Below are 18,845 nucleotides of genomic sequence, written 5' to 3' on the forward strand. Positions count from 1 at the left end.
AAGAGTGATACAATGAGTAATGAAAAATATTTAAAAAAAGTTATAATTGATAAAATTTCAGGAAATGAAGCTATTGAATTTGATGATGTTACTATTGATGAGTCAAGGTTAAATCTATATTTAAATGGACAAAAAGCTATTTCAATGATGTGTATTCCAAAAGATCAAGATGCACATGCAATTGGTTTTTTAATGAGCGAAAATGTAATCTCAAATATTGATGATATAGAAACACTTACTGTTAGTGAAGAGGGTTTAAGAGTTGATATAAAAGCAAAAATAAATGAAGCTTCTTTAGAAAACTTATATAAAGAAAAAACACTTGTAAGTGGTTGTGGTGGTGGAGTTACTGGAAATGTAGAAGGTAGTGTAGAAATACCTTTTAATCAAACTTCATTTCAAGTAAAACCTGAAACAATTTCAACAGAAGTAAAAAAGTTTTATGAAGAGAGTGAATTATATAAATTAACAGGCTGTGTTCATAAAGCAATGATATATTTACTTGATGGAACAACAGTTACAGCAGAAGATATAGGTAGACACAATGCTATTGATAAAGTTGTTGGTAAATGTAAGCTTAATAGGCTTGATACAACAAAATCAGTTTTATTTGTTAGTGGTAGATTATCTTCAGAAATGGTTACAAAAGCAGTTATGCATAAAATCCCTATTGTAGTTTCAAGAACAGCACCAACTTATCTTGGCGTACAAACCGCACAAAAACATGGGGTAACTTTAATTGGATTTGCCCGAGGTAAAAAAATGAATTTATATACTCATCAAGGAAGAATAGATGTCTAGTATTGATGATAATTTAAATATTAAACTAGATAATATTCAAAAAGAATTAATTTTAACAAATTTGGATGAAGATGGAAAACTATCTTGTTTAAAGGCCTTTAAAGTTGCAAGACTTATAGGTAAAAAACCAAATGAAATGTCAGCTATTACAAAAAGTTTAGGTATTAAAATTACAAATTGTGAACTAGGTGTATTTGGAAAAATTAAATTTCAAGACCCTAATATAGAAGTGTACAATAGACTAAAACAAAATTATATGGGACATAAACAGCTTGAGTGTAAAGTTTTATGGGATGAAGCTCAAAATTCAACTTTAAGAACCGTTGGTTCTACTGTAAAAAATTCTGATATTGAAGTAACTCATTGTCAATTAGGATGTTTTAGAGAAAGAAAAGGACATAAAGATGCAAGTAAAAGTTAAAATTTGGATAGAAGATGACGAACAAAATTTAATCTTTGGTAGTGGTAAAACTGAAGTTTTAGAATATATTGATAGAACAGGTTCTATTGCTGATGCTGCAAAAGAAGTTGGTATGAATTATAAAAAAGCTTGGAATCATATAAAAATTTTAGAAAAATTTGTTGAAGATGATTTAGTAATAACTTTTAAAGGTAGAGGGGAAAATAGTGGAACATCATTAACTCCTAAAGCTAGAGAAGTAATTCAAACATATAAAATTTTACAGCACGATATTAAAAAATATTCAGAAGATAGATTTAAAGAATTATTTCAAAAAAATGGACAAGAAATTTTAAGTCCAAAGGAGAATAAATAGTGTACAAATTAAATTTTTTACTATATCCTAATGTGCAAAATTATCATATTACTAAAGAAAGTTCTCTTAATATTTTAGATGATAATGACACTTTCAATAGACTAAAAAAAGAGTTTTTATTTAAATACAAATTTGAAAATTTAAAAACTATTGATTTTTCAAAATGGGGAATTTTAGGCCTTTTTTTAGAACTAAAAGGAGAAATTGCAGTAAGTTTAGGTGAGAGTCAAGCAATTATTGATGCAGCACTTGAGTATGAAAAGCTGGGATTTAATATTACTTGGCTTACTTTAAATAAACAAGGAACTGTAAATTTAGATAATTTAAAGTTAAAAAAATTTGACTATATTTTTATCTCTTCATATGTAATGGATACTTTTGTAAAGATAAATTTAGAAGAAATAAAAAGTATAAGTAATGCAAAAATAGTTTCTAATGCAAGTGCTCATTTTGATAAAACAAGTGATATTGTTATTTTTGATTGCTATAAAATTTGTGGATATACAAGTTGTGCAATTATTTTATATAACAATGAATTTCAAGAGCAAAATTTAGCAAATATCGATGCTCTTGCTATTTATTTATGCTTTGAAAACTTAAAAACTCAAAACTTTAATACTTCAAATAAAAAACTATTTATTGAACAATTAAAGAAAAATTTTAAAGAGGATTTATATTTCTTTGTGGATACGCAAGAAACATTACCTTATACACTTCATTTTGGTTTAAAGAATATAAAAGCAAGAGAGATGATAAGAACTTTAGCTTTATCAAATATTTTTATTACAAATGGTGAGGGATGCTCTTTAGGTTTATCAAGACCTTCAAGAGTTATTCAAGCTATGGGGTATGATGAGCTAACAAGTAGAAATGCAATTTCTTTATCTTTTTGTGAAGAGTATTCTTTAGAAGAAATTGAAAAAATTGCTAAATTTTTCTATAAAAAGTATAAACAAATAAGGCTACTAAATGAACAATAAATTAACATATTTAGATTTTAATGAAGCAGTAAAAAAGAGTTTAGAACTAATTGTCCCAACTACATTAACACAAAAAATACCTCTTTTAGAGGCTTTAAATAAAGTTATTGCACAAGATATAATTTGTATTAAGAATTTACCTTCTTTTAATAATTCTGCAATGGATGGTTTTGCAGTTAAATTTGAAGATGCTGGAAAAAAACTAAATATAAAAAGAGTTATATACGCAGGAGATAAAGATGAGAAAATTCTTGCAAATTTACAAGATAATGAATGTTATAAAATAATGACAGGAGCTCAAGTTCCAAATGATGCGGATACTATTATTCCAATTGAAAATTGTTTGGAAGTTACAGATAAAACTGTATTAATTCCAAAGGATTTAAAAAAAGGAAGCAACTTAAGAATAAAAGGAGAAGAACAAAAAAAAGGTAATATTTTATTAAAAAAAGGTGAAGTAATAAGATCTTCACATATTACACTTCTTGCTTCACAAGGAATTGTAATGGTAGAAGTTTTTAAAGATATTTCAATTGCTGTTTTATCAACAGGAGATGAATTAAAAGAGCCTTGGGAAATTTCAAGTGAAGATGAAATTTATAATTGTAATTCATATGCCTTAATTTCTTTACTAAAAGAAAAAGGCTTTAATGCAACATATAGTGGAGTAATCCCTGATGATTTAAATAAATCTAAAGAGTTTATTTCTACTTTAAAAAATTATGATGTGGTAATTACAACAGGAGGTATTTCTATGGGAGATGCTGACTTTGTAGCACAAGCTTTTTTAGATAATGGTTTAGAACCAATTTTCCATGGAGTAAATTTAAAACCTGGTAGACCAATAATGATGGGAAAAATGAATAAAACTATAGTTTTTTCTCTACCTGGAAATCCTCTTACTGCAATGGTTAATATGCATTTATTTGCAATTCCTGCACTTAAAAAACTACAAGGAAGCTCTTGTTTTTATCATGATGTAATAAAAGCAAAAAATAAAAAAGAGTTTAAAACAAAGCAAGGAAGAGTAAATATTGTACTTGGAACTTGTGAAAATGGAATTTTTACAGTTACACGAGATAATAAATATGGTTCAGGAATGATTACTGTTTTGTATGAAAGTAATGCTTTATTGGTTACAAGTAAAGATACAAGTAGTATAAGTGAAGAACAAGAAGTAGGTGTTATTTCTTTTAATAACAAATTAATAAATAAACAAATAGATATTTTCAATTAAATTTACAAAAAAGGAAAAAAATGAAATTAAATAGATTTTCAATGCTTTTAGCATCACTTTCAATGGTAGTTTCTGCAAATTTATTTGCAGATGATTTAATGATGGCAACAACAACAAGTACGGATAATACAGGGTTATTAGACTATTTAGCTCCAAAATATAAACAAGATACTGGTAATACTTTAAAATGGGTTGCAACAGGTACTGGAAAAGCGCTTAAAATGGGACAAAATTGTGATGTTGATATTTTATTTGTACATGCACCAGCTTCTGAGAAAAAATTTGTTGAAGCAGGGTATGGAGAAAATAGAAAACAAGTAATGTACAATGATTTTATTATTGTTGGACCAAAATCAGATCCAGCAAAAGTTACTGGTATGACACCAGCACAAGCTTTAACTAAAATTAAAAATGATAAAGCAAACTTTTTTAGTAGAGGGGATAACTCTGGAACTAATAAAAAAGAGATTAGTTTATGGAAAACTGCACTTTCTGCAACACCTGATAAAGAGTCTTGGTATGTACAAACAGGGCAAGGTATGTTAAGAACAATTAATATGTCAGCAGAAAAAAATGGATATACAATGACTGATAGAGGAACTTGGATTAAGTATGTTTCTCAAAAAGGTGAAGACAATAGTATGAAAATCGTAGTAGAAGGTGATAAATCTTTATTTAACCAATATAGTGTAATTACTATTAATAAAGATAAATGTTCAAATGTAAATACAACAGCTGCAACTTCATTTACAAATTGGATAGTAAAAGAGGAAAATCAAAAATTTATTGCTGATTTTAAATTATTAGGTAAAGCATTATTTGTTCCTAACGCAGATAAATAAAAAGGTTTAAGGTAAAAAAATAGGATGAATCTATTTACAGATGGTTTTAATGAAGCATTACAACTACTTATTTCAGGGAATGATAGTGTTTATTCGGCAATTATAGTTACTGTTACAGTTTCTTCATGGTCATTATTTATAAGTTTACTAATAGGTCTTCCTTTAGGATTTTTGCTAGGATATTATAATTTTCCTGGCAAATCCGTAGTAAGAATAGTAGTTGATACGCTGTTAGCTTTGCCAACAGTAGTAATAGGCTTAATAGCATATACAATGTTATCAAAAAGTGGATTTTTTGGTGAATTTAATCTTTTATTTAGTCAAAAAGCTATTATTATTGGTCAAATTGTTTTAGGTCTTCCTATTATTATTGCCTTAACTGCAACTCAAGTAGAAGCTATTGATAAAAGATTATATCTTTCTTTAAAAGGTCTTGGTGCAAACTCTAGGCAAATATTAGTTGCAACTTTAATTGAAGCTAGATTTGGTCTTATGACTGCTGCTATGACTGCTTATGGCAGAATTATTACAGAAATTGGTATTTCTATGATGGTTGGTGGAAATATAAAATATCATACAAGAACTATTACTACGGCAATTGCTTTAGAAACAGGAAAAGGTGAGTTTGTTACAGGTATTGCCTTAGGATTGGTTCTTTTTTGTGTTGCACTAATGGTTAATATTGCTTTATCTATGTTAAAAAGGAAATGGGTACAGTGAAAATACTTTATGAATTGAAAAATCTTCAATACTTTCACGAAGAAAAAAGAGTTTTAAATATAGATAAATTGATATTGGAAGAAAATCAAATTATAGGTGTTTTTGGTCCAAATGGAAGTGGTAAATCAACTTTATTTTCTCTTTTATCTTTTATTACAAAGCCAAATTATGGTCAGTTATATTTTAATGAAATAGATTCAAGGAAATTAGATTTTTCTTTAAAACAAAATGTTGTAATTTTGCCACAAAATCCATATCTTTTAAAAAGAACAGTTTTTGATAATATTGCTTATGGTTTACAATTAAGAAAAGATACAAAAGATTTAAAGCAAAGAGTTTTTGAAGCTTTAAAACAAGTAGGATTAGATAAATCTTTTATAAATAGAAAATGGAATCAACTCTCAGGAGGGGAAGCTCAAAGAGTTGCTTTAGCTGCAAGGCTAATTTTAAAACCAAAAGTTTTAATTTTAGATGAGCCAACTTCAGGAGTTGATACAAACTCTGCACAACTTATAAAAGAAGCTATTTTTTTAGCAAAACAAAAATGGGATACTTCTTTAATTATTTCAAGTCATGACCATAATTGGCTTAATCATACTTGTGATAAAAAAATTGCACTTTTTCAAGGTGAGTTAATTGAAAGTGGAAGTATAAATTTACTTTTTGCTCCTTGGCAAAAAGACTTAGATGGAAATTTAGTAAAAGAGTTTTTTTGTGGTCAAAAATTAATTTTTGAAAATAGTTATTCAAAGAAAAGAGATTCAATTGCAATGATTAATTCAGAGGATATTTATCTAAATAAAAAAGATAAAAATGCAATAAAAGGTTTAATTACTTCAATTCATAAAGAACCACATAAAAATGAGATGTTAGTAGAGTTTGTAATTGGTGGTATTTGTTTAAATAGCAAAGTATCAAATGATGAAGTAAAAGAAAAAAAATTACTTCCCGGAAATGAAGTGGAAGTAACAATAGATACAAGTAAAGCTTGTTGGATTTAATTAAAAAGGAAAAATATGAAAAAATTTTTATTATCAACTGTAGTATCTTCAGTTATATTATCAACTACATTAGTAGCAAAGGAAAAAATAGTTGTATTTCACGCAGGAAGTTTAGCAGTTCCTTTTTCTCAAATTGAAAAAGAGTTTGAAAAACTATATCCTCAATATGATGTGCAAAGAGAAGCTAGTGGAAGCAGGGCAGCAGCAAGAAAAATTTCTGAAATAGGAAGAGCAGCAGATGTAATGGCAAGTGCAGATTATAAAGTAATTGATAATTTATTAATTCCAAATCATGCAAAATTTAATGCACTTTTTGCAACAAATGAAATGGCAATAGCTTATACACCAAATTCAAAATATGCAAATGAAATAAATTCAAAAAATTGGCCAGAGATTTTTTTAAAAGAGGGGGTAAAAGTAGGTCACTCTAATCCAAACTTAGACCCTTGTGGATATAGAAGTGTTATTGTTACAAAATTAGCTGAAGAGTTTTATAAAATACCTGATTTTTATAATAAATTATTAGGTTATGGTACTTCATATAAAGTTGGTGAAGAAAATAAAGATAAAGTTATTGTAAGGCCAAAAGAGACTGATCTTTTAGGTTTAATTGAAGCAAATGCTTATGATTATTTATTTATATATAAATCAGTTGCACAACAACATGGATTAAAATATATCTCTTTACCTAAAGAAGTTTCATTAGTTGATAATGAAAATATTGATTTTTATAAAAAAGCCTCTTTTGATATAGATGGTAAAGAACCAGGTACTTTTATTACTAAAAAAGGTGCACCAATGGTTTATGGTCTTACAATTGCTCAAAATAGTAAATCTCCTGCAAATAAACAAGGTGCTATAAAATTTGTAAATTTTATTTTATCTAGTAAGGGACAAGAAATTATGAAACAAAATGGGCAAGGGGTTATAAATCCTGCTATTTTTACAGGTGATTCATCAATTTTAGGTAAATAATGAGTTATTTAAAAATAGAAAATTTATCAAGTACAATAGATAATTTTGTACTTGATAATATAAATATTGAGATTGAAAAAAATGAATATTTTGTACTTTTAGGACAAAGTGGAAGTGGTAAAACAAGGCTTTTAGAAACCCTTGCAGGGTTAAATAATAGTAGTGGTAAAATCTATTATAATAATAAAGAAATCTCTTTATTATCTCCTGAAAATAGAGATATAGGTTTTGTATATCAGGATTTTGCACTATTTCCTAATTTAAATGTTGAACAAAATATAAAATTTTCTTCAAAGTATAAAAAAATAGAAAACTCTAAAGAACTTTTTAATGATTTAGTTGATTTTTTAAAATTAGAAAAATTGCTTAAAAGAGATATTGGAAATTTAAGTGGTGGAGAAAAACAAAGAGTTGCCATTGCAAGAGCACTTTTTTCAAAACCTAAAATTTTACTTTTAGATGAACCTTTAAGTGCAATTGATCCAACTTTTAGAAACTCTATAATGAAAAGTTTAAAAGATATACATAAACGATATAATTTAACAACTATTCATGTAACTCATAATTTTAGAGAAGCTTCATATTTAGCAGATAAAATAGCAATAATTATGAATGGTAAAATTCAACAAGTGGGTAAAAGTGAAGATGTTTTAAATCATCCTGCAAATATTGAAGTGGCAAAATTTTTAGGATTTAAAAATATTTTTCCTTCTTCTTTATTGGGTTTTTCTTCTTCTGGAAAATTCTTCTCCGTAAATCCAAATGTAATATATGTTTCAAATAAACAAATTTTAAATAAAGATTATACTTTTGAAGCAATACTTGATGATTGTATGGGTGTTGTAGATCATTATAAACTATTTGTAAGTGTTGAAACTCATCAATTTTTTATAAAAATATTAAAAAGAGAATATGAAGGGTGTTATTCAAATGGTGGAAATAAAGTCTTTATTGGTTTTGATAAAAAAGATATAGGATTTATATAAGATGCAAAAAAAGTCATTTATTACTTTATTAATAGTATTAGCCTTTATTATTGTCTTTTTTTTAAGTATCCCAATTTTAAAAATGTTTATAGGAGTTGGAAGCGATAAACTTCTTGAAACAATAAAAGATGCAGAAGTAATAACTTCAATTTTACTTACAATGAAAGTTTCATTATGGGCTATGTTATTTGTTTTAATCACAGGATTACCTTTAGCTTATATTATTGCAAGATATGAATTTTATGGAAGAAGTTTTCTTGAATCAATTATTGATATTCCTGTTATGATACCTCATACAGCAGCTGGAATTGCACTTCTTACTACTTTTGGAGATACTTTATTAGGTGATTTTTTTAAATTTTTTGGTATTGAATTTGTAGGAACTGAATATGGAATTATGATTGCAATGATGTTTTTATCAGCTCCTTTTTTAATCAATAGTGCAAAAGATGGTTTTAGAAAAGTTGATGTAAAGCTTGAAAAAGTAGCTAGAACTTTAGGGGCTAGTCCTATTTCTGTCTTTTTTAGAATAACTATTCCAAATGCTAAAAAAGATATTATCAATGGTGCTTTAATGATGTGGAGTAGGGGTCTTGGTGAATTTGGAGCGGTTGTTATACTTGTATATCATCCTATGACAACACCAGTTCTAATATTTGATAGATTTAATAGTTATGGATTAAGTTTTTCTGCTCCTGTTGCCGCAGTAATTATTGCTTTTTCTGTAATTGTGTTTTTAGTTGTTAGATTTACTACTTCTAAATTGAAATAATATTAGTAAATTTTGATATAATAATAAAAAAAGGAGAATTTATGTTTGTAAAATTAAATGATAGAGTTTATTTGAATATGGCGAAAATTACTAGAATGAAAATTGATCATGTTGAAGATGGAATTAGAGTTAGATTTTATGAAGGTCAAGAGCAAGTTGCAAAATCAAAAAGATTTGATGATGTACAAGCAGCAGAGGCTTGGCTTCAAGAGTTATTATCAAAAATTTAAATAGTATTGAAAAAAATCTATTTAATATCTGGATTTATGTGTGATAAAAGGCTTTGGGATAAAGCCCTTAGCTTTTTTGATTCTTCATATAAATTTATATATCTGCCTATTCCTTTAGAAGAAAATTTTGAAAAATTACTTGAAAAAATAGTAATTAATGAAGAAAAAATAAATCTTATAGGGTTTTCTTTAGGTGGATATATAGCTTCTGCTTATGCTTTAAAATATAAAGATAAAATAAATAAGGTTTTAGTTATATCCTCATCTTTATGTTCTTTAGAAAAAAAAGAATTATTACAAAGACAAAAAGCAATAGAACTTACAAAAAAATTTGCTTTTAAATCATTAAGTGAAAAAAAGATTAAAACTCTACTTGAAGATAAAAATAATCAAGAAATAATTACATTAATAAAAAAAATGTATGAAGAACTTGGAAAAGAATATTTTCTTACTCAATTAAATGCTACTTTACATAGAAAAGATTTAAAAGAAGAGTTATTAAAAAGTAAAATAGATTTTAGTTTTTATTTTTCAAAAGATGATATTTTATTAAATCATTTATGGTTAGAAGAACTTGAATTAAATAGTTCTTTTAATTTTACAAAACTAAAAAGATCTTCACATATGCTTCCTTTAGAAGAACCATTAAAAATAGCCTTGTATATAAAATCTTGGTTAGCTTGAATTTAGCAAATAAAGCATATAATATTAACTTTGCAAAGCTTCTAGTTTAGAAGGGAAAGCTTTAATAGCTTTTTTTAGTGAATTTTATAAAAAAGGCAAAATATGCAAAATACTTTAAATAAAACAGTTTTTTTAAAAGCAGATAAAATAGGTGAAGGAGATTTAGGCTCTATTTTAATCAAAGGTTTTTTAAATGCTATGAGTGAGCAAGAAAATTTACCTGAATCTATTCTTTGTGTAAATAGTGCAGTTTTATTAACAACTGCAAATGAAGAAGATGAGGTTTTACAAATTCTTAAAAAACTTGAAAATAAAGGTGTAAAAATTTACTCTTGTGGAACTTGTTTAAATTATTATAATAAAACAGATGAGTTAAAAGTTGGAGTTGCAGGAAATGCTATGGATACAATAGCAACACTTCTAAATACAAATACTGTAACTTTATAATCTTCAAAAAGCCTAAAATTTTTAGGCTTTTTTCTAAAGGTATTTAATGTTTAATCTTCAAACTTTTTTAAACACTATTTCAAACACTTTTTCAAAAGAGTTATTTTATAGGTTTCCCCTTGTTTTTATTTTTATAATTATTACTTTTATTTTTACAATTTTTGAAAATCATAAAATATTTATATTTGAACAAGAGTTGCAAAATAAACTTTTATTAAGTTCTTTTATTCTTACTATTTTTACTACTTCTTTTTATCTTTTTTTTGAAAGAATAAAAAGAAATAGTTTATATAAAACAGGGCTATTTTTAGGGCTATTATTACTAACATATTGTAGTGTTTTTATCTACTTTGATTCTATACTTTTTTATTTTAATGCAGTTTTACTCTCTTTAATATTTTCAAATTTTCTTTTTATAAAATCAACTAATCAATCAATTTTATATTTTTATTTACTAGGAAAACACTCTATTCTAATTGCTTTTTTTAGCTGCTTTATTTTAGGATTTGGAATATATGCAATACTTCTTAGTTTGGAGTTTTTATTTAATATAACTTTTTTAAATGATTATATAGAAGATATATTTATTTTTATTGCAACTATTATTTTTCCTATTTTAATTCTTTCAAATATTCCTAAAAATATAGATACTTTAAAAGAAGAAATACAAACAACTTGGCTTATTCTTATAAAAAACATATTAATTCCCTTACTTTTTATATATATAGTTGTTTTATATGCATATTTTATAAAAATAACTATTTTACAAGAGCTTCCAAAGGGAGATTTATCTTGGATAATTTGTACTTTTTTAACTTTATGTATATTTGTAAAGATGTTTTTAACTTCAATAAAACAGCAAAACTTTATAGTGAAGTTTTTTGATAAATATTTTATTTATTCAATGATTATTCCTTTGATTTTTTTAAATATTGCTATATATACAAGAGTTAATGAGTATGGTATTACTCAAGCTAGATATGCTTTAATTTTATTATCAATTTGGTTTTCATTTATTGTAATTTATTATTTTATTAAAAAAGAGTTTTGTATAAAAAGAAGTTTTATTTTTCTATTTTTACTTTTACTTATCTCTTCTGTTACTACTTTTAGTGCTTCAAATCTTAGTATAAATTCTCAACTTAATAGATTAGAAACAATGTTAAAAGAAAATAATATTTTAGTTAAAAATAAAGTTACTCCTCTAACAAAGCAGTTAGATTTAAAACAAGAAGCTCAAATCTCTTCAATTATTAAATATTTAAATAGAAGTAAAGAAGGGAAAAAAAGATTAAATCTTTTGCTTAATACAGATTTTAAAAATAGTTTAGAGTTTTTAAAATATTTAAATATTAAATACTCTAATTTAAATACCACATATATAAAAAAGTTTAATTTAAATGATATAGTTTATAGTTTAAATGGTTATAACTATTTGATACCTTTATCTATAGAACAAACTAAGCAAAAATATTTTTATAAAAATAAAGTAATCCTTGCAAGTTTAAAAAACTCTATTTTAAAACTAGAAATAAAAAATCAAAATATACAGTTTGATTTAAAGCAAATAGTTAAAGAGTGGAAAAAACAAAAAATAGAAGTTTTAGATAAGAATAATTATAAAAATACGATTTTTTATAAGAAAATGGACAATTTAGAGTTAAAACTTTGTATTAAGTACTTAAGAATAAATGAGAATTTTGAAGACTTTGAAGTAAAATATATAGAAGGTTATTTAATGATAAGATAAAAAGAGTTTAAAACTCTCTTTATCTATTCATCTATTTATTCATACCTTGTCCTTGACCCATTCCCATACCTTGTCCTTGACCCATTCCTTTACCTTGACCCATTCCTTTATTGTTCATTCTTTCAGAAACTCTATTTAACTGATGCTCTTGTAACTCTTCTTTACTTAAAACACCATCTTTATTTTTATCTATACTTTCAAAAGTTGGTGCATTTTGTGCATTTCTTAAAGGATAACCTTGCTCATATTTTTGAGACATTCTTTTAGCTCTTGTATCTTCAAATTCACTTTGAGTAATTTTCCCATCATTATTTGCATCATAAGCCCCAAAAGGAATTGGCCCTTTATTTGGTAAATCTTGGGCAAACAGTACAGCACTTACCACTGCAGTTAAAGCAGCAATTTTTAAAGTTTTCATTTTTTTTCCTTTAGTTAAACTTTAATATAATTATAACATTAATAATTTAATAGATATTTAATAGTTTATGTTAGATAAATGTATATTGGACTTTTAAAAAAATCTTGTGCATATTGAATTTCTCGGGGTTTTATATTATGTAGTGAAAAAGTATTACTTATAATTGTAGTATTTATATTTTCATCAAATAATTTTTTTTCAAGTTTTTTCATACCTTCAAAATATAAGTAACAAACTAAAGTTGCATTTTTTAAATCTTCTTTAAAAAAATCCTTTTTATATATTTGTAAATTTTTTATTTTTAAAAGTGATTTTAAAAGTTTTGAGATTAAATAAGGAACTAAAGATAATTCATAAGCTATGATTTTTTTATTTGGAAGATTTACTGCTAAAAAAATAGCTAAACTTCCAAATCCTGAGCCTAAATCAATAATAGTTTCATCTTTTGAATTTTTTGCATATTCTAGTATTTTTTTTTGTGCAGCTTTTGAACTTGGCATTGGTGAAATACCAATTTTTAAAGAAGATATTACAATTATTAAAACAATTAAAAGTAAAAAAATTAAAAGATAAAATTCAAACATAAAGTTATTTTACATTGAGCAAACTTAAAAGTTTGCCCAAATTTATATCTCATTAGAAACTTCGTATCCAGCAAGTGCTGAACCAATAGCTCCCATTAGTTGTGGATATTTTGCTGCAACTACATTTTTTTCTAATTTTTTAGATAGTAGTTGTAATAAAAAAGGGTTTAATGCTCCTCCTCCACTAAAAATTATATTATCACTTTTTATGGCAAATTTTTTAGCCATAGAAGCTAGTCTTGAGGCAATTGATTCATGTACAGCATAACAAATATTAGCTGCACTCTCTTTTTTTGCAATTAATGAGATTACTTCTGATTCGGCAAATACTGCACACATACTAGAAATACTTAACTCTTTTGTTGCTTCAAAGCCTATTTTTGAAAACTTTTCTAGTTCAAGGCCCATTCTACTTGCAGCTATTTCTAAAAATTTTCCAGTTCCTGCTGCACATTTATCATTCATTTTAAAATCTATAAATCCACCATTTAAATCAAGCTTTATTACTTTACTATCTTGACCACCCAAGTCAATAACCATATCAGCACTATTGTCAAAATGAAAGGCTGCTTTTGCATGGGCTTTTATTTCACTAATTATAGGACAAGAAAAACACTCTTCTATCATATGTCTTCCATATCCTGTTGAAACTAGCATTTCTATTTGTTTATCTTTTAAATATTCTTTTACTATTTCATCTTGATTTACAATAGTTGGGATAATTTTTGTATCAATAATTTCTTTATTTTTATTTATAGCACATATTTTTGTGTAAGTAGAACCTACATCAACACCCCAATACATTTAATTTTGCTTCTTTTTAAAAGAAGTTGCTTTTTTCTTAAAGTTAATACTTTCTAAAAAGGCTTCAACTCTTGTTTTAATTTGTCCTGCATCTTCTGGAGAATAGTCTGATTCAATAACTAAACAAGCAATTCCTTCTTTTTCTAAAGCTTGTGTTACTAGATGTGCTTCCACATTATAAGTATGACAAAAAGATAAAGTATAATAAATTACTCCATCAGCTTGTCTATCTTTATACATTTTAAGAATTTTATCTATTCTTGGAGCATTAGGAGTAAAACAAGCACAATCAACAGCACTATACTTATCAAGTAATTTTTGCATTAATTCATCTTCTGTTGTTACTTCATCTAAATTTACATTATCTTTATAATATCTATGCCCAATACATGACTCTTCATTAATAATAGCACCCCCACTTGTTTCAACTGCTGTATGAAGTTTCCAGTTTGGTGGAGCAAAAGGAGTACCTAAAACTATAAGTCTTGGAGTATCTTCTTCAAATACACTAATTTTATTTTCAACTCTTTTTTCAAGTTCATCGCAAAGTTCATTTACTTTTTGAGTATATCTTACTGGGTCATCTAAAAATCCCATTTGAGTAACAAATAAGCCATCTTTTCCACTAATTGGAATTATGTCTTTATTCATACTTCTTAATCTATCTAATCTTTGTAAAGCTTCTCTTTTTTCATTTACTATCTTTGTTCCTTTTTTCATCTCTTCTAAAGATAGTTTTTCCCCTGTAATACTCTCTATATGCTCTTTAAACTCTACTAATTCCTCTTTCCAAAGTTTTAAATCTTTTTCTCTTTTCATATGGGGAATATTCATAACTTTTACTGGATGATGTTTATTTAAAATTTCCCAAGTTTTTTTCTTTGCTTCACAAGTTGTTTCTCCATAAATAAAATCTGATGATTGTGTATAAGCACATGTTTTTTGTAGCTTAAAACCATGAGCAGATTTTATTAAAGGACAGATATTTCTAGGAAGTTCTGTTTCTGCATCTGCAATTGTAGCAGGGCTTCCTCCACATAACCCAAAACAAGCGCCACCTGCACCAACTATAATCTCTTCAGGAACAAAAATACAAAAAGCACCAATTGAAGGTCTTTTTTTCTTTCTTAATTCATTTATTTCAGCTATTCTTTGACCTTGAATTTCACTCATAAACCAATCAAAATATTTCATAGCTTCAGGTCTGTTTTTTTGAGTCATAAATTGATTTTTATAAGATTCTAATCCCATTTCCATCATTTTTGCATGTCTTTCAACATCCACTCCAATATCTTTTAATAAACTTCTATGTTCATGTACACCCATAATATTTGCCTTTAATTAAATGCTGTTAAAAAAGTAGTTACATGTAAAAAAGCTAAAAGAATGGAAGCTTAGTCATGTATGTCTAATCCTTAGACCTAATATACAGCTTTACTTAAAATTATAATATAGTTTTATTAATAAAGTATTAAAAAAGGTAAAAATATTTTTACTTTTATATGTAAGTTAAAGTTATAAATTAAGAGAAGATTCTCTTAATTTTCATAAAGGAAGAATTTATGTTCTTTATTTTTTTGACATTGAATATATTCACTATTTGCAATTTTTAGTTCTCCCTTACATATAGGGCAATTTCCTTTTAATTTTGTAAGATAAACATCTCCTGCATTTGAACATTCAAAACTATATTCTCCAAAATATAAAATCTTTTTTTGAAGTAAAATAATACTTAGAATTAATGCAGCAAAAGGAATAATTCCTAAAAAAATAAGTGTAGTATTTTTAGTTTCATAATATAAGGCTATAAAATATAAAAGTAGGGCACTAAAGATTAAGATTACTCTTGTTATTTTTAATTGTTTACCAAAGATTTTTATAGCTTTCTCATAAACTCTTTCTAGTTTAACTTTTTCATTTTTTTTCTTCATTTGCTCTCTTTTGTTTTTATAATAATACAAAATTAGTTTTTAACTATCTATTATCTACACATAATCTACACGTAAATTTGTTAAAATATAATAGTTTTTTTTATTTGGAGTAATAAGTTATGCAAAACAAAAAAGTTGTTTTACTTTCAATAATAGCAATTTTAGCTTTATTTATTGGCGGTACATATTTTTATAAAAGTAGTAAAGCTAAAGAGTATCAAGCTTTAGTACAAAAGAAAAAAGATAGTCTTCAAAGACCTTATTCTTTAGTAGTTGGTAATAGTGATGCAAAGGTTCAATTAGTTGAGTTTTTTGATCCTGCTTGTGGAACTTGTGCTCAATTTCATCCTTATGTAAAAAATATTATGAAAGAAAACGAAGGAAAGATAAAACTTGTTTTAAGATATGCTCCTTTTCATAAAAATTCTGATTTTGCTGTAAGGGTTTTAGAAGCTTCAAGAAAGCAAGATAAATTTATGCAAACTTTAGAAATTTTATTTGCTACACAAGGATATTGGACAGAAAATCATATTGTAATACCAGAAAAAATATGGAGAGTTTTACCTAAAGCTGGCCTTGATATGCAAATGTTAGCAAATGATATGAAAAATGATGAAATTACAAAAATAATCAAACAAGATTTATTTGATGCCCAAGAGTTAGGTGCAAATAAAACACCTTCTTATTTTGTAAATGGTAAACCTTTAGAAGTATTTGGTTTACAAGAATTAATAGATTTAATTAATTCTCAATTATGATTTTTTAAATCTCTTTTTTATTTTAAAATATAGGGTACTTCCTACTATTATTAGTAGAAGTATCCAAATATAAAGTGAATCTAACTGTAAAATATTATCAACTATTGTATTTAAAAAAAATCCCCAAAGAGTAATTGCAATGGCAGTTGCAATAAATACTATAAACATAATTGTAAAGTGTTTTAAACCTATTAAATACCCTATAATTGCTCCCACAATTGGTCCTGTCATCCAAAAAGGTATAAAAACAAAAATAAAAAGCCCAATTTTTCCATATTTTTCAAATTTGTCTTGATGTTGTAATTTTTTTTGTTTTACTTCTTCAAAAAAACTTTCTAAAAGCTTGATTTTTAGTATACCTTTAAAACTATAAATAAATAAGGGATATAAAATAGTAACTAAAATAAGTTCAGTTAAAATATTTATAGAAATTACAAAAAAGTGAGAGAGTCCAGAAGCATACCCTAAAGATAAGGCAGGTACTCTTCCTACAAATAAATTTGATGCTATAATTGCTGTAAGTTTGTTTGCTAAAGAAGTATCAACAATATATGTAAAGATTATAAATAAAGTAAGGCAAATAATTAATACTAATCCAAATAATAATATATTTCCTTCTTTTTGTTTAAATAGTTTTTGTAAAATTAGATACATCTTCCCTCTTTTTATAAACTTATAATATTCTAACATACACTTTTATAAAATCTTACAAAATGAAATAAAATCAGTTAAATTTTATTTTTTTATATATACTTTTAAAAAGGAGATAAAATGAGAGTATGTGCAGTTGAATTAAAATCAAATAATGCAATTTTATCTGTTTTAGATAATCAAAATTATATAGATACAAAAATAAAAAAAATTAGTTTAATTGATGATGAAAAAAAAGATTCAATTTTAGCTTTTAAACAAGAGTTTGAAGATTTTATTCAAAAAAATAATATAACACAAATTGTAATTAAAAAAAGAGCAAAAAAGGGTACTTTTGCAGGTGGAGCAATAACTTTTAAAATGGAAGCTATAATTCAATCAATTTTATTTTGTGAAGTTGAATTAATCTCTTCACAAACTATAAGTTCTTATGAGAAAAAAAATAGTATTATTTTCCCAAAAGAGCTAAAAAAGTATCAAGAACAAAGTTATTTGGCTGGTTTGTGTTTTTGGATGTGAGAACTTATAATATATCCATGATTTAAAGCCAAAGCAATAGAGCCACCAACATTTCCTGCAATATCTCCTGCTAGATATACACCTTCTTGGTGGTTTCTAAGGTTTTTATCAATAAGTGGTTTATTTTCACTATCTAATAAAATACCACAGCGTTGTAGTAAGTCAGTTGGATTTGAGCCTCCCAGAGCATAAATTATTCTATCAAACTGTTTTATTTGGTTATTTGAAAAATAAACTTCTAATTTATTGTTTTTTTCTTCAACTTTTTGTATATCTAAATTAAGTTGTAAATTAATTAAATCTTTTTCTACAAAATCAAATAATTGATGTAGATTTATTGGATTTACCCTTGAAAAACTCTCTTTTCTATATGCTAAAGTTACTCTATTTTGTTTTGCAATATAATATGCAAATTCAACTGCACTATCTCCTCCTCCCACAACAAGTATCTCTTCATTATTTTTACATTCAGAAATATTAAAATTTATTTTATCTTTTAAATTTACGGGGAGTTTATATGAGGGTTTATTTGGTTTACCCATAGTTCCTATACTAATAACTATATTTTTTGCATAATATTCATTTTCTTTAATTGTTTTAATTTCAAAAAGATTATTTTGTTTTGTTATACCATAAACTTCTTCATTAAAACAGGCTTCTATATCTTTATTAGCAACTAAAGTATCAAAGAGATCTAAAGTACTTTCTTTAGTCCCATCTGTAAAATGAATATTTCCTTTAAGTTCTACTTTTATACCCTTCCAATCTTTATCTACTCTTTTATTATCTTTAAAATATTTTCGTATAGTGTCTGAATGATTATTACTTTTTTCAAAAACTATTACTTCTTTTAAACCAAGTAAAATAGCCTCTACACTTGTTGCAATTCCACCAGGTCCTGCACCAATAATTGCTAAGTCATAGATTTTTTTCATTTTAATCCTTTAGACAATTTTTACAAATTTGGGTATCAAAAGCG

Annotated in this window: 24 protein-coding genes; 17 read left to right on the forward strand and 7 right to left on the reverse strand. The window is 25.7% G+C overall.

The features are described from left to right. Positions 1-12 precede the first annotated feature (12 nt). From fdhD to AMYT_RS05680, 15 genes are all read left to right on the forward strand, one after another. Positions 13-801, forward strand: a complete 789-nt coding sequence (fdhD, locus tag AMYT_RS05610; RefSeq protein ID WP_114841573.1) for a formate dehydrogenase accessory sulfurtransferase FdhD — start codon at positions 13-15, stop codon at positions 799-801. Beyond that, the gene (locus AMYT_RS05615; RefSeq protein ID WP_114841574.1) at positions 794-1,222 is read left to right on the forward strand and encodes a ModE family transcriptional regulator; all 429 of its coding nucleotides are present in this window, start codon (positions 794-796) and stop codon (positions 1,220-1,222) included. Before fdhD ends, AMYT_RS05615 begins: the two co-directional genes overlap by 8 nt. Beyond that, positions 1,206-1,577, forward strand: a complete 372-nt coding sequence (locus AMYT_RS05620; RefSeq protein WP_114841575.1) for a winged helix-turn-helix domain-containing protein — start codon at positions 1,206-1,208, stop codon at positions 1,575-1,577. The genes AMYT_RS05615 and AMYT_RS05620 overlap by 17 nt, the downstream gene beginning before the upstream one ends. Beyond that, positions 1,577-2,557 (forward strand): cysteine desulfurase, encoded by a 981-nt coding sequence (locus AMYT_RS05625; RefSeq protein ID WP_114841576.1) that lies wholly within the window; start codon positions 1,577-1,579, stop codon positions 2,555-2,557. The genes AMYT_RS05620 and AMYT_RS05625 overlap by 1 nt, the downstream gene beginning before the upstream one ends. Beyond that, positions 2,547-3,794: a molybdopterin molybdotransferase MoeA gene (locus AMYT_RS05630; protein ID WP_114841577.1), complete on the forward strand. Its 1,248-nt coding sequence runs from the start codon at positions 2,547-2,549 to the stop codon at positions 3,792-3,794. Before AMYT_RS05625 ends, AMYT_RS05630 begins: the two co-directional genes overlap by 11 nt. Before the next feature lie 20 nt (positions 3,795-3,814). Continuing rightward, complete coding sequence (locus AMYT_RS05635) at positions 3,815-4,636, forward strand: substrate-binding domain-containing protein (RefSeq protein ID WP_114841578.1); 822 nt, start codon at positions 3,815-3,817, stop codon at positions 4,634-4,636. Between the two features lie 24 nt (positions 4,637-4,660). Further along, on the forward strand, positions 4,661-5,356 hold the full coding sequence (locus AMYT_RS05640) for an ABC transporter permease (protein WP_114841579.1): 696 nt from the start codon (positions 4,661-4,663) through the stop codon (positions 5,354-5,356). Continuing rightward, positions 5,353-6,357, forward strand: a complete 1,005-nt coding sequence (locus tag AMYT_RS05645) for an energy-coupling factor ABC transporter ATP-binding protein (protein ID WP_196782914.1) — start codon at positions 5,353-5,355, stop codon at positions 6,355-6,357. The genes AMYT_RS05640 and AMYT_RS05645 overlap by 4 nt, the downstream gene beginning before the upstream one ends. A gap of 15 nt (positions 6,358-6,372) precedes the next feature. After that, positions 6,373-7,332, forward strand: coding sequence for a tungstate ABC transporter substrate-binding protein WtpA (gene wtpA, locus AMYT_RS05650; RefSeq protein ID WP_114841581.1), 960 nt, complete (start codon positions 6,373-6,375; stop codon positions 7,330-7,332). Further along, complete coding sequence (locus AMYT_RS05655) at positions 7,332-8,318, forward strand: ABC transporter ATP-binding protein (RefSeq protein ID WP_114841582.1); 987 nt, start codon at positions 7,332-7,334, stop codon at positions 8,316-8,318. Before wtpA ends, AMYT_RS05655 begins: the two co-directional genes overlap by 1 nt. A gap of 1 nt (position 8,319) precedes the next feature. Next, positions 8,320-9,090: an ABC transporter permease gene (locus AMYT_RS05660; protein WP_114841583.1), complete on the forward strand. Its 771-nt coding sequence runs from the start codon at positions 8,320-8,322 to the stop codon at positions 9,088-9,090. A gap of 41 nt (positions 9,091-9,131) precedes the next feature. Beyond that, a complete protein-coding gene (locus AMYT_RS05665; RefSeq protein ID WP_114841584.1) occupies positions 9,132-9,320 on the forward strand; it encodes a sodium-dependent tyrosine transporter in 189 nt (62 codons plus the stop codon). A gap of 6 nt (positions 9,321-9,326) precedes the next feature. Continuing rightward, entirely contained in the window at positions 9,327-10,004 is a 678-nt protein-coding gene (locus tag AMYT_RS05670) for an alpha/beta hydrolase (protein ID WP_129085752.1), read from the forward strand. 102 nt (positions 10,005-10,106) lie between these two features. Further along, a complete protein-coding gene (gene yedF, locus AMYT_RS05675; RefSeq protein WP_114841586.1) occupies positions 10,107-10,451 on the forward strand; it encodes a sulfurtransferase-like selenium metabolism protein YedF in 345 nt (114 codons plus the stop codon). A 46-nt stretch (positions 10,452-10,497) separates the two neighbouring features. Beyond that, entirely contained in the window at positions 10,498-12,201 is a 1,704-nt protein-coding gene (locus AMYT_RS05680; RefSeq protein WP_114841587.1) for a DUF4153 domain-containing protein, read from the forward strand. Between the two features lie 31 nt (positions 12,202-12,232). Here AMYT_RS05680 and AMYT_RS05685 read toward each other — a convergent pair whose 3' ends face one another. From AMYT_RS05685 to AMYT_RS05705, 5 genes are all read right to left on the reverse strand, one after another. After that, on the reverse strand, positions 12,233-12,619 hold the full coding sequence (locus AMYT_RS05685) for an EF-hand domain-containing protein (protein ID WP_114841588.1): 387 nt from the start codon (positions 12,617-12,619) through the stop codon (positions 12,233-12,235). Positions 12,620-12,684: 65 nt separating this feature from the next. Next, on the reverse strand, positions 12,685-13,203 hold the full coding sequence (locus tag AMYT_RS05690) for a methyltransferase (RefSeq protein WP_114841589.1): 519 nt from the start codon (positions 13,201-13,203) through the stop codon (positions 12,685-12,687). A 42-nt stretch (positions 13,204-13,245) separates the two neighbouring features. Beyond that, a complete protein-coding gene (locus AMYT_RS05695) occupies positions 13,246-14,007 on the reverse strand; it encodes an acyl-CoA dehydratase activase (protein ID WP_114841590.1) in 762 nt (253 codons plus the stop codon). Further along, positions 14,008-15,333 carry a double-cubane-cluster-containing anaerobic reductase gene (locus AMYT_RS05700; RefSeq protein WP_114841591.1) on the reverse strand — a complete coding sequence of 442 codons (1,326 nt, stop codon included), beginning with the start codon at positions 15,331-15,333 and terminating at the stop codon, positions 14,008-14,010. It abuts the gene before it with no gap. Between the two features lie 212 nt (positions 15,334-15,545). Beyond that, positions 15,546-15,938 carry a hypothetical protein gene (locus AMYT_RS05705; RefSeq protein WP_114841592.1) on the reverse strand — a complete coding sequence of 131 codons (393 nt, stop codon included), beginning with the start codon at positions 15,936-15,938 and terminating at the stop codon, positions 15,546-15,548. 119 nt (positions 15,939-16,057) lie between these two features. Here AMYT_RS05705 and AMYT_RS05710 point away from each other — a divergent pair, with 119 nt between their 5' ends. Continuing rightward, positions 16,058-16,696 (forward strand): DsbA family protein, encoded by a 639-nt coding sequence (locus tag AMYT_RS05710; protein ID WP_114841593.1) that lies wholly within the window; start codon positions 16,058-16,060, stop codon positions 16,694-16,696. Here the strand turns inward: AMYT_RS05710 and AMYT_RS05715 are convergent. Continuing rightward, complete coding sequence (locus AMYT_RS05715) at positions 16,691-17,350, reverse strand: small multi-drug export protein (RefSeq protein WP_162919473.1); 660 nt, start codon at positions 17,348-17,350, stop codon at positions 16,691-16,693. The two genes, AMYT_RS05710 and AMYT_RS05715, sit on opposite strands and share 6 nt — an antisense overlap. A 117-nt stretch (positions 17,351-17,467) precedes the next feature. Between AMYT_RS05715 and AMYT_RS05720 the strand changes: the two genes are divergently transcribed. Continuing rightward, complete coding sequence (locus AMYT_RS05720) at positions 17,468-17,866, forward strand: DUF3010 family protein (RefSeq protein WP_114841595.1); 399 nt, start codon at positions 17,468-17,470, stop codon at positions 17,864-17,866. On the opposite strand, the gene AMYT_RS05725 is transcribed toward AMYT_RS05720, so the two are convergent. Beyond that, entirely contained in the window at positions 17,836-18,801 is a 966-nt protein-coding gene (locus tag AMYT_RS05725; RefSeq protein WP_114841596.1) for an NAD(P)-binding domain-containing protein, read from the reverse strand. The two genes, AMYT_RS05720 and AMYT_RS05725, sit on opposite strands and share 31 nt — an antisense overlap. Positions 18,802-18,845: the final 44 nt, after the last annotated feature.

Origin of the sequence: Malaciobacter mytili LMG 24559 (assembly GCF_003346775.1) — a bacterium.
GTDB lineage: Bacteria > Campylobacterota > Campylobacteria > Campylobacterales > Arcobacteraceae > Malaciobacter > Malaciobacter mytili.

Bases quoted from the DNA above. Each gene is read 5' to 3' on its own strand.
- fdhD (WP_114841573.1), top strand. From the start codon at position 13: ATGAGTAATGAAAAATATTTAAAAAAAGTTATAATTGATAAAATTTCA.
- AMYT_RS05615 (WP_114841574.1), top strand. From the start codon at position 794: ATGTCTAGTATTGATGATAATTTAAATATTAAACTAGATAATATTCAA.
- AMYT_RS05620 (WP_114841575.1), top strand. From the start codon at position 1,206: ATGCAAGTAAAAGTTAAAATTTGGATAGAAGATGACGAACAAAATTTA.
- AMYT_RS05630 (WP_114841577.1), top strand. From the start codon at position 2,547: ATGAACAATAAATTAACATATTTAGATTTTAATGAAGCAGTAAAAAAG.
- AMYT_RS05635 (WP_114841578.1), top strand. From the start codon at position 3,815: ATGAAATTAAATAGATTTTCAATGCTTTTAGCATCACTTTCAATGGTA.
- AMYT_RS05640 (WP_114841579.1), top strand. From the start codon at position 4,661: ATGAATCTATTTACAGATGGTTTTAATGAAGCATTACAACTACTTATT.
- wtpA (WP_114841581.1), top strand. From the start codon at position 6,373: ATGAAAAAATTTTTATTATCAACTGTAGTATCTTCAGTTATATTATCA.
- AMYT_RS05655 (WP_114841582.1), top strand. From the start codon at position 7,332: ATGAGTTATTTAAAAATAGAAAATTTATCAAGTACAATAGATAATTTT.
- AMYT_RS05660 (WP_114841583.1), top strand. From the start codon at position 8,320: ATGCAAAAAAAGTCATTTATTACTTTATTAATAGTATTAGCCTTTATT.
- AMYT_RS05665 (WP_114841584.1), top strand. From the start codon at position 9,132: ATGTTTGTAAAATTAAATGATAGAGTTTATTTGAATATGGCGAAAATT.
- yedF (WP_114841586.1), top strand. From the start codon at position 10,107: ATGCAAAATACTTTAAATAAAACAGTTTTTTTAAAAGCAGATAAAATA.
- AMYT_RS05680 (WP_114841587.1), top strand. From the start codon at position 10,498: ATGTTTAATCTTCAAACTTTTTTAAACACTATTTCAAACACTTTTTCA.
- AMYT_RS05685 (WP_114841588.1), bottom strand. From the start codon at position 12,619: ATGAAAACTTTAAAAATTGCTGCTTTAACTGCAGTGGTAAGTGCTGTA.
- AMYT_RS05690 (WP_114841589.1), bottom strand. From the start codon at position 13,203: ATGTTTGAATTTTATCTTTTAATTTTTTTACTTTTAATTGTTTTAATA.
- AMYT_RS05695 (WP_114841590.1), bottom strand. From the start codon at position 14,007: ATGTATTGGGGTGTTGATGTAGGTTCTACTTACACAAAAATATGTGCT.
- AMYT_RS05700 (WP_114841591.1), bottom strand. From the start codon at position 15,333: ATGGGTGTACATGAACATAGAAGTTTATTAAAAGATATTGGAGTGGAT.
- AMYT_RS05705 (WP_114841592.1), bottom strand. From the start codon at position 15,938: ATGAAGAAAAAAAATGAAAAAGTTAAACTAGAAAGAGTTTATGAGAAA.
- AMYT_RS05710 (WP_114841593.1), top strand. From the start codon at position 16,058: ATGCAAAACAAAAAAGTTGTTTTACTTTCAATAATAGCAATTTTAGCT.
- AMYT_RS05715 (WP_162919473.1), bottom strand. From the start codon at position 17,350: ATGTATCTAATTTTACAAAAACTATTTAAACAAAAAGAAGGAAATATA.
- AMYT_RS05720 (WP_114841595.1), top strand. From the start codon at position 17,468: ATGAGAGTATGTGCAGTTGAATTAAAATCAAATAATGCAATTTTATCT.
- AMYT_RS05725 (WP_114841596.1), bottom strand. From the start codon at position 18,801: ATGAAAAAAATCTATGACTTAGCAATTATTGGTGCAGGACCTGGTGGA.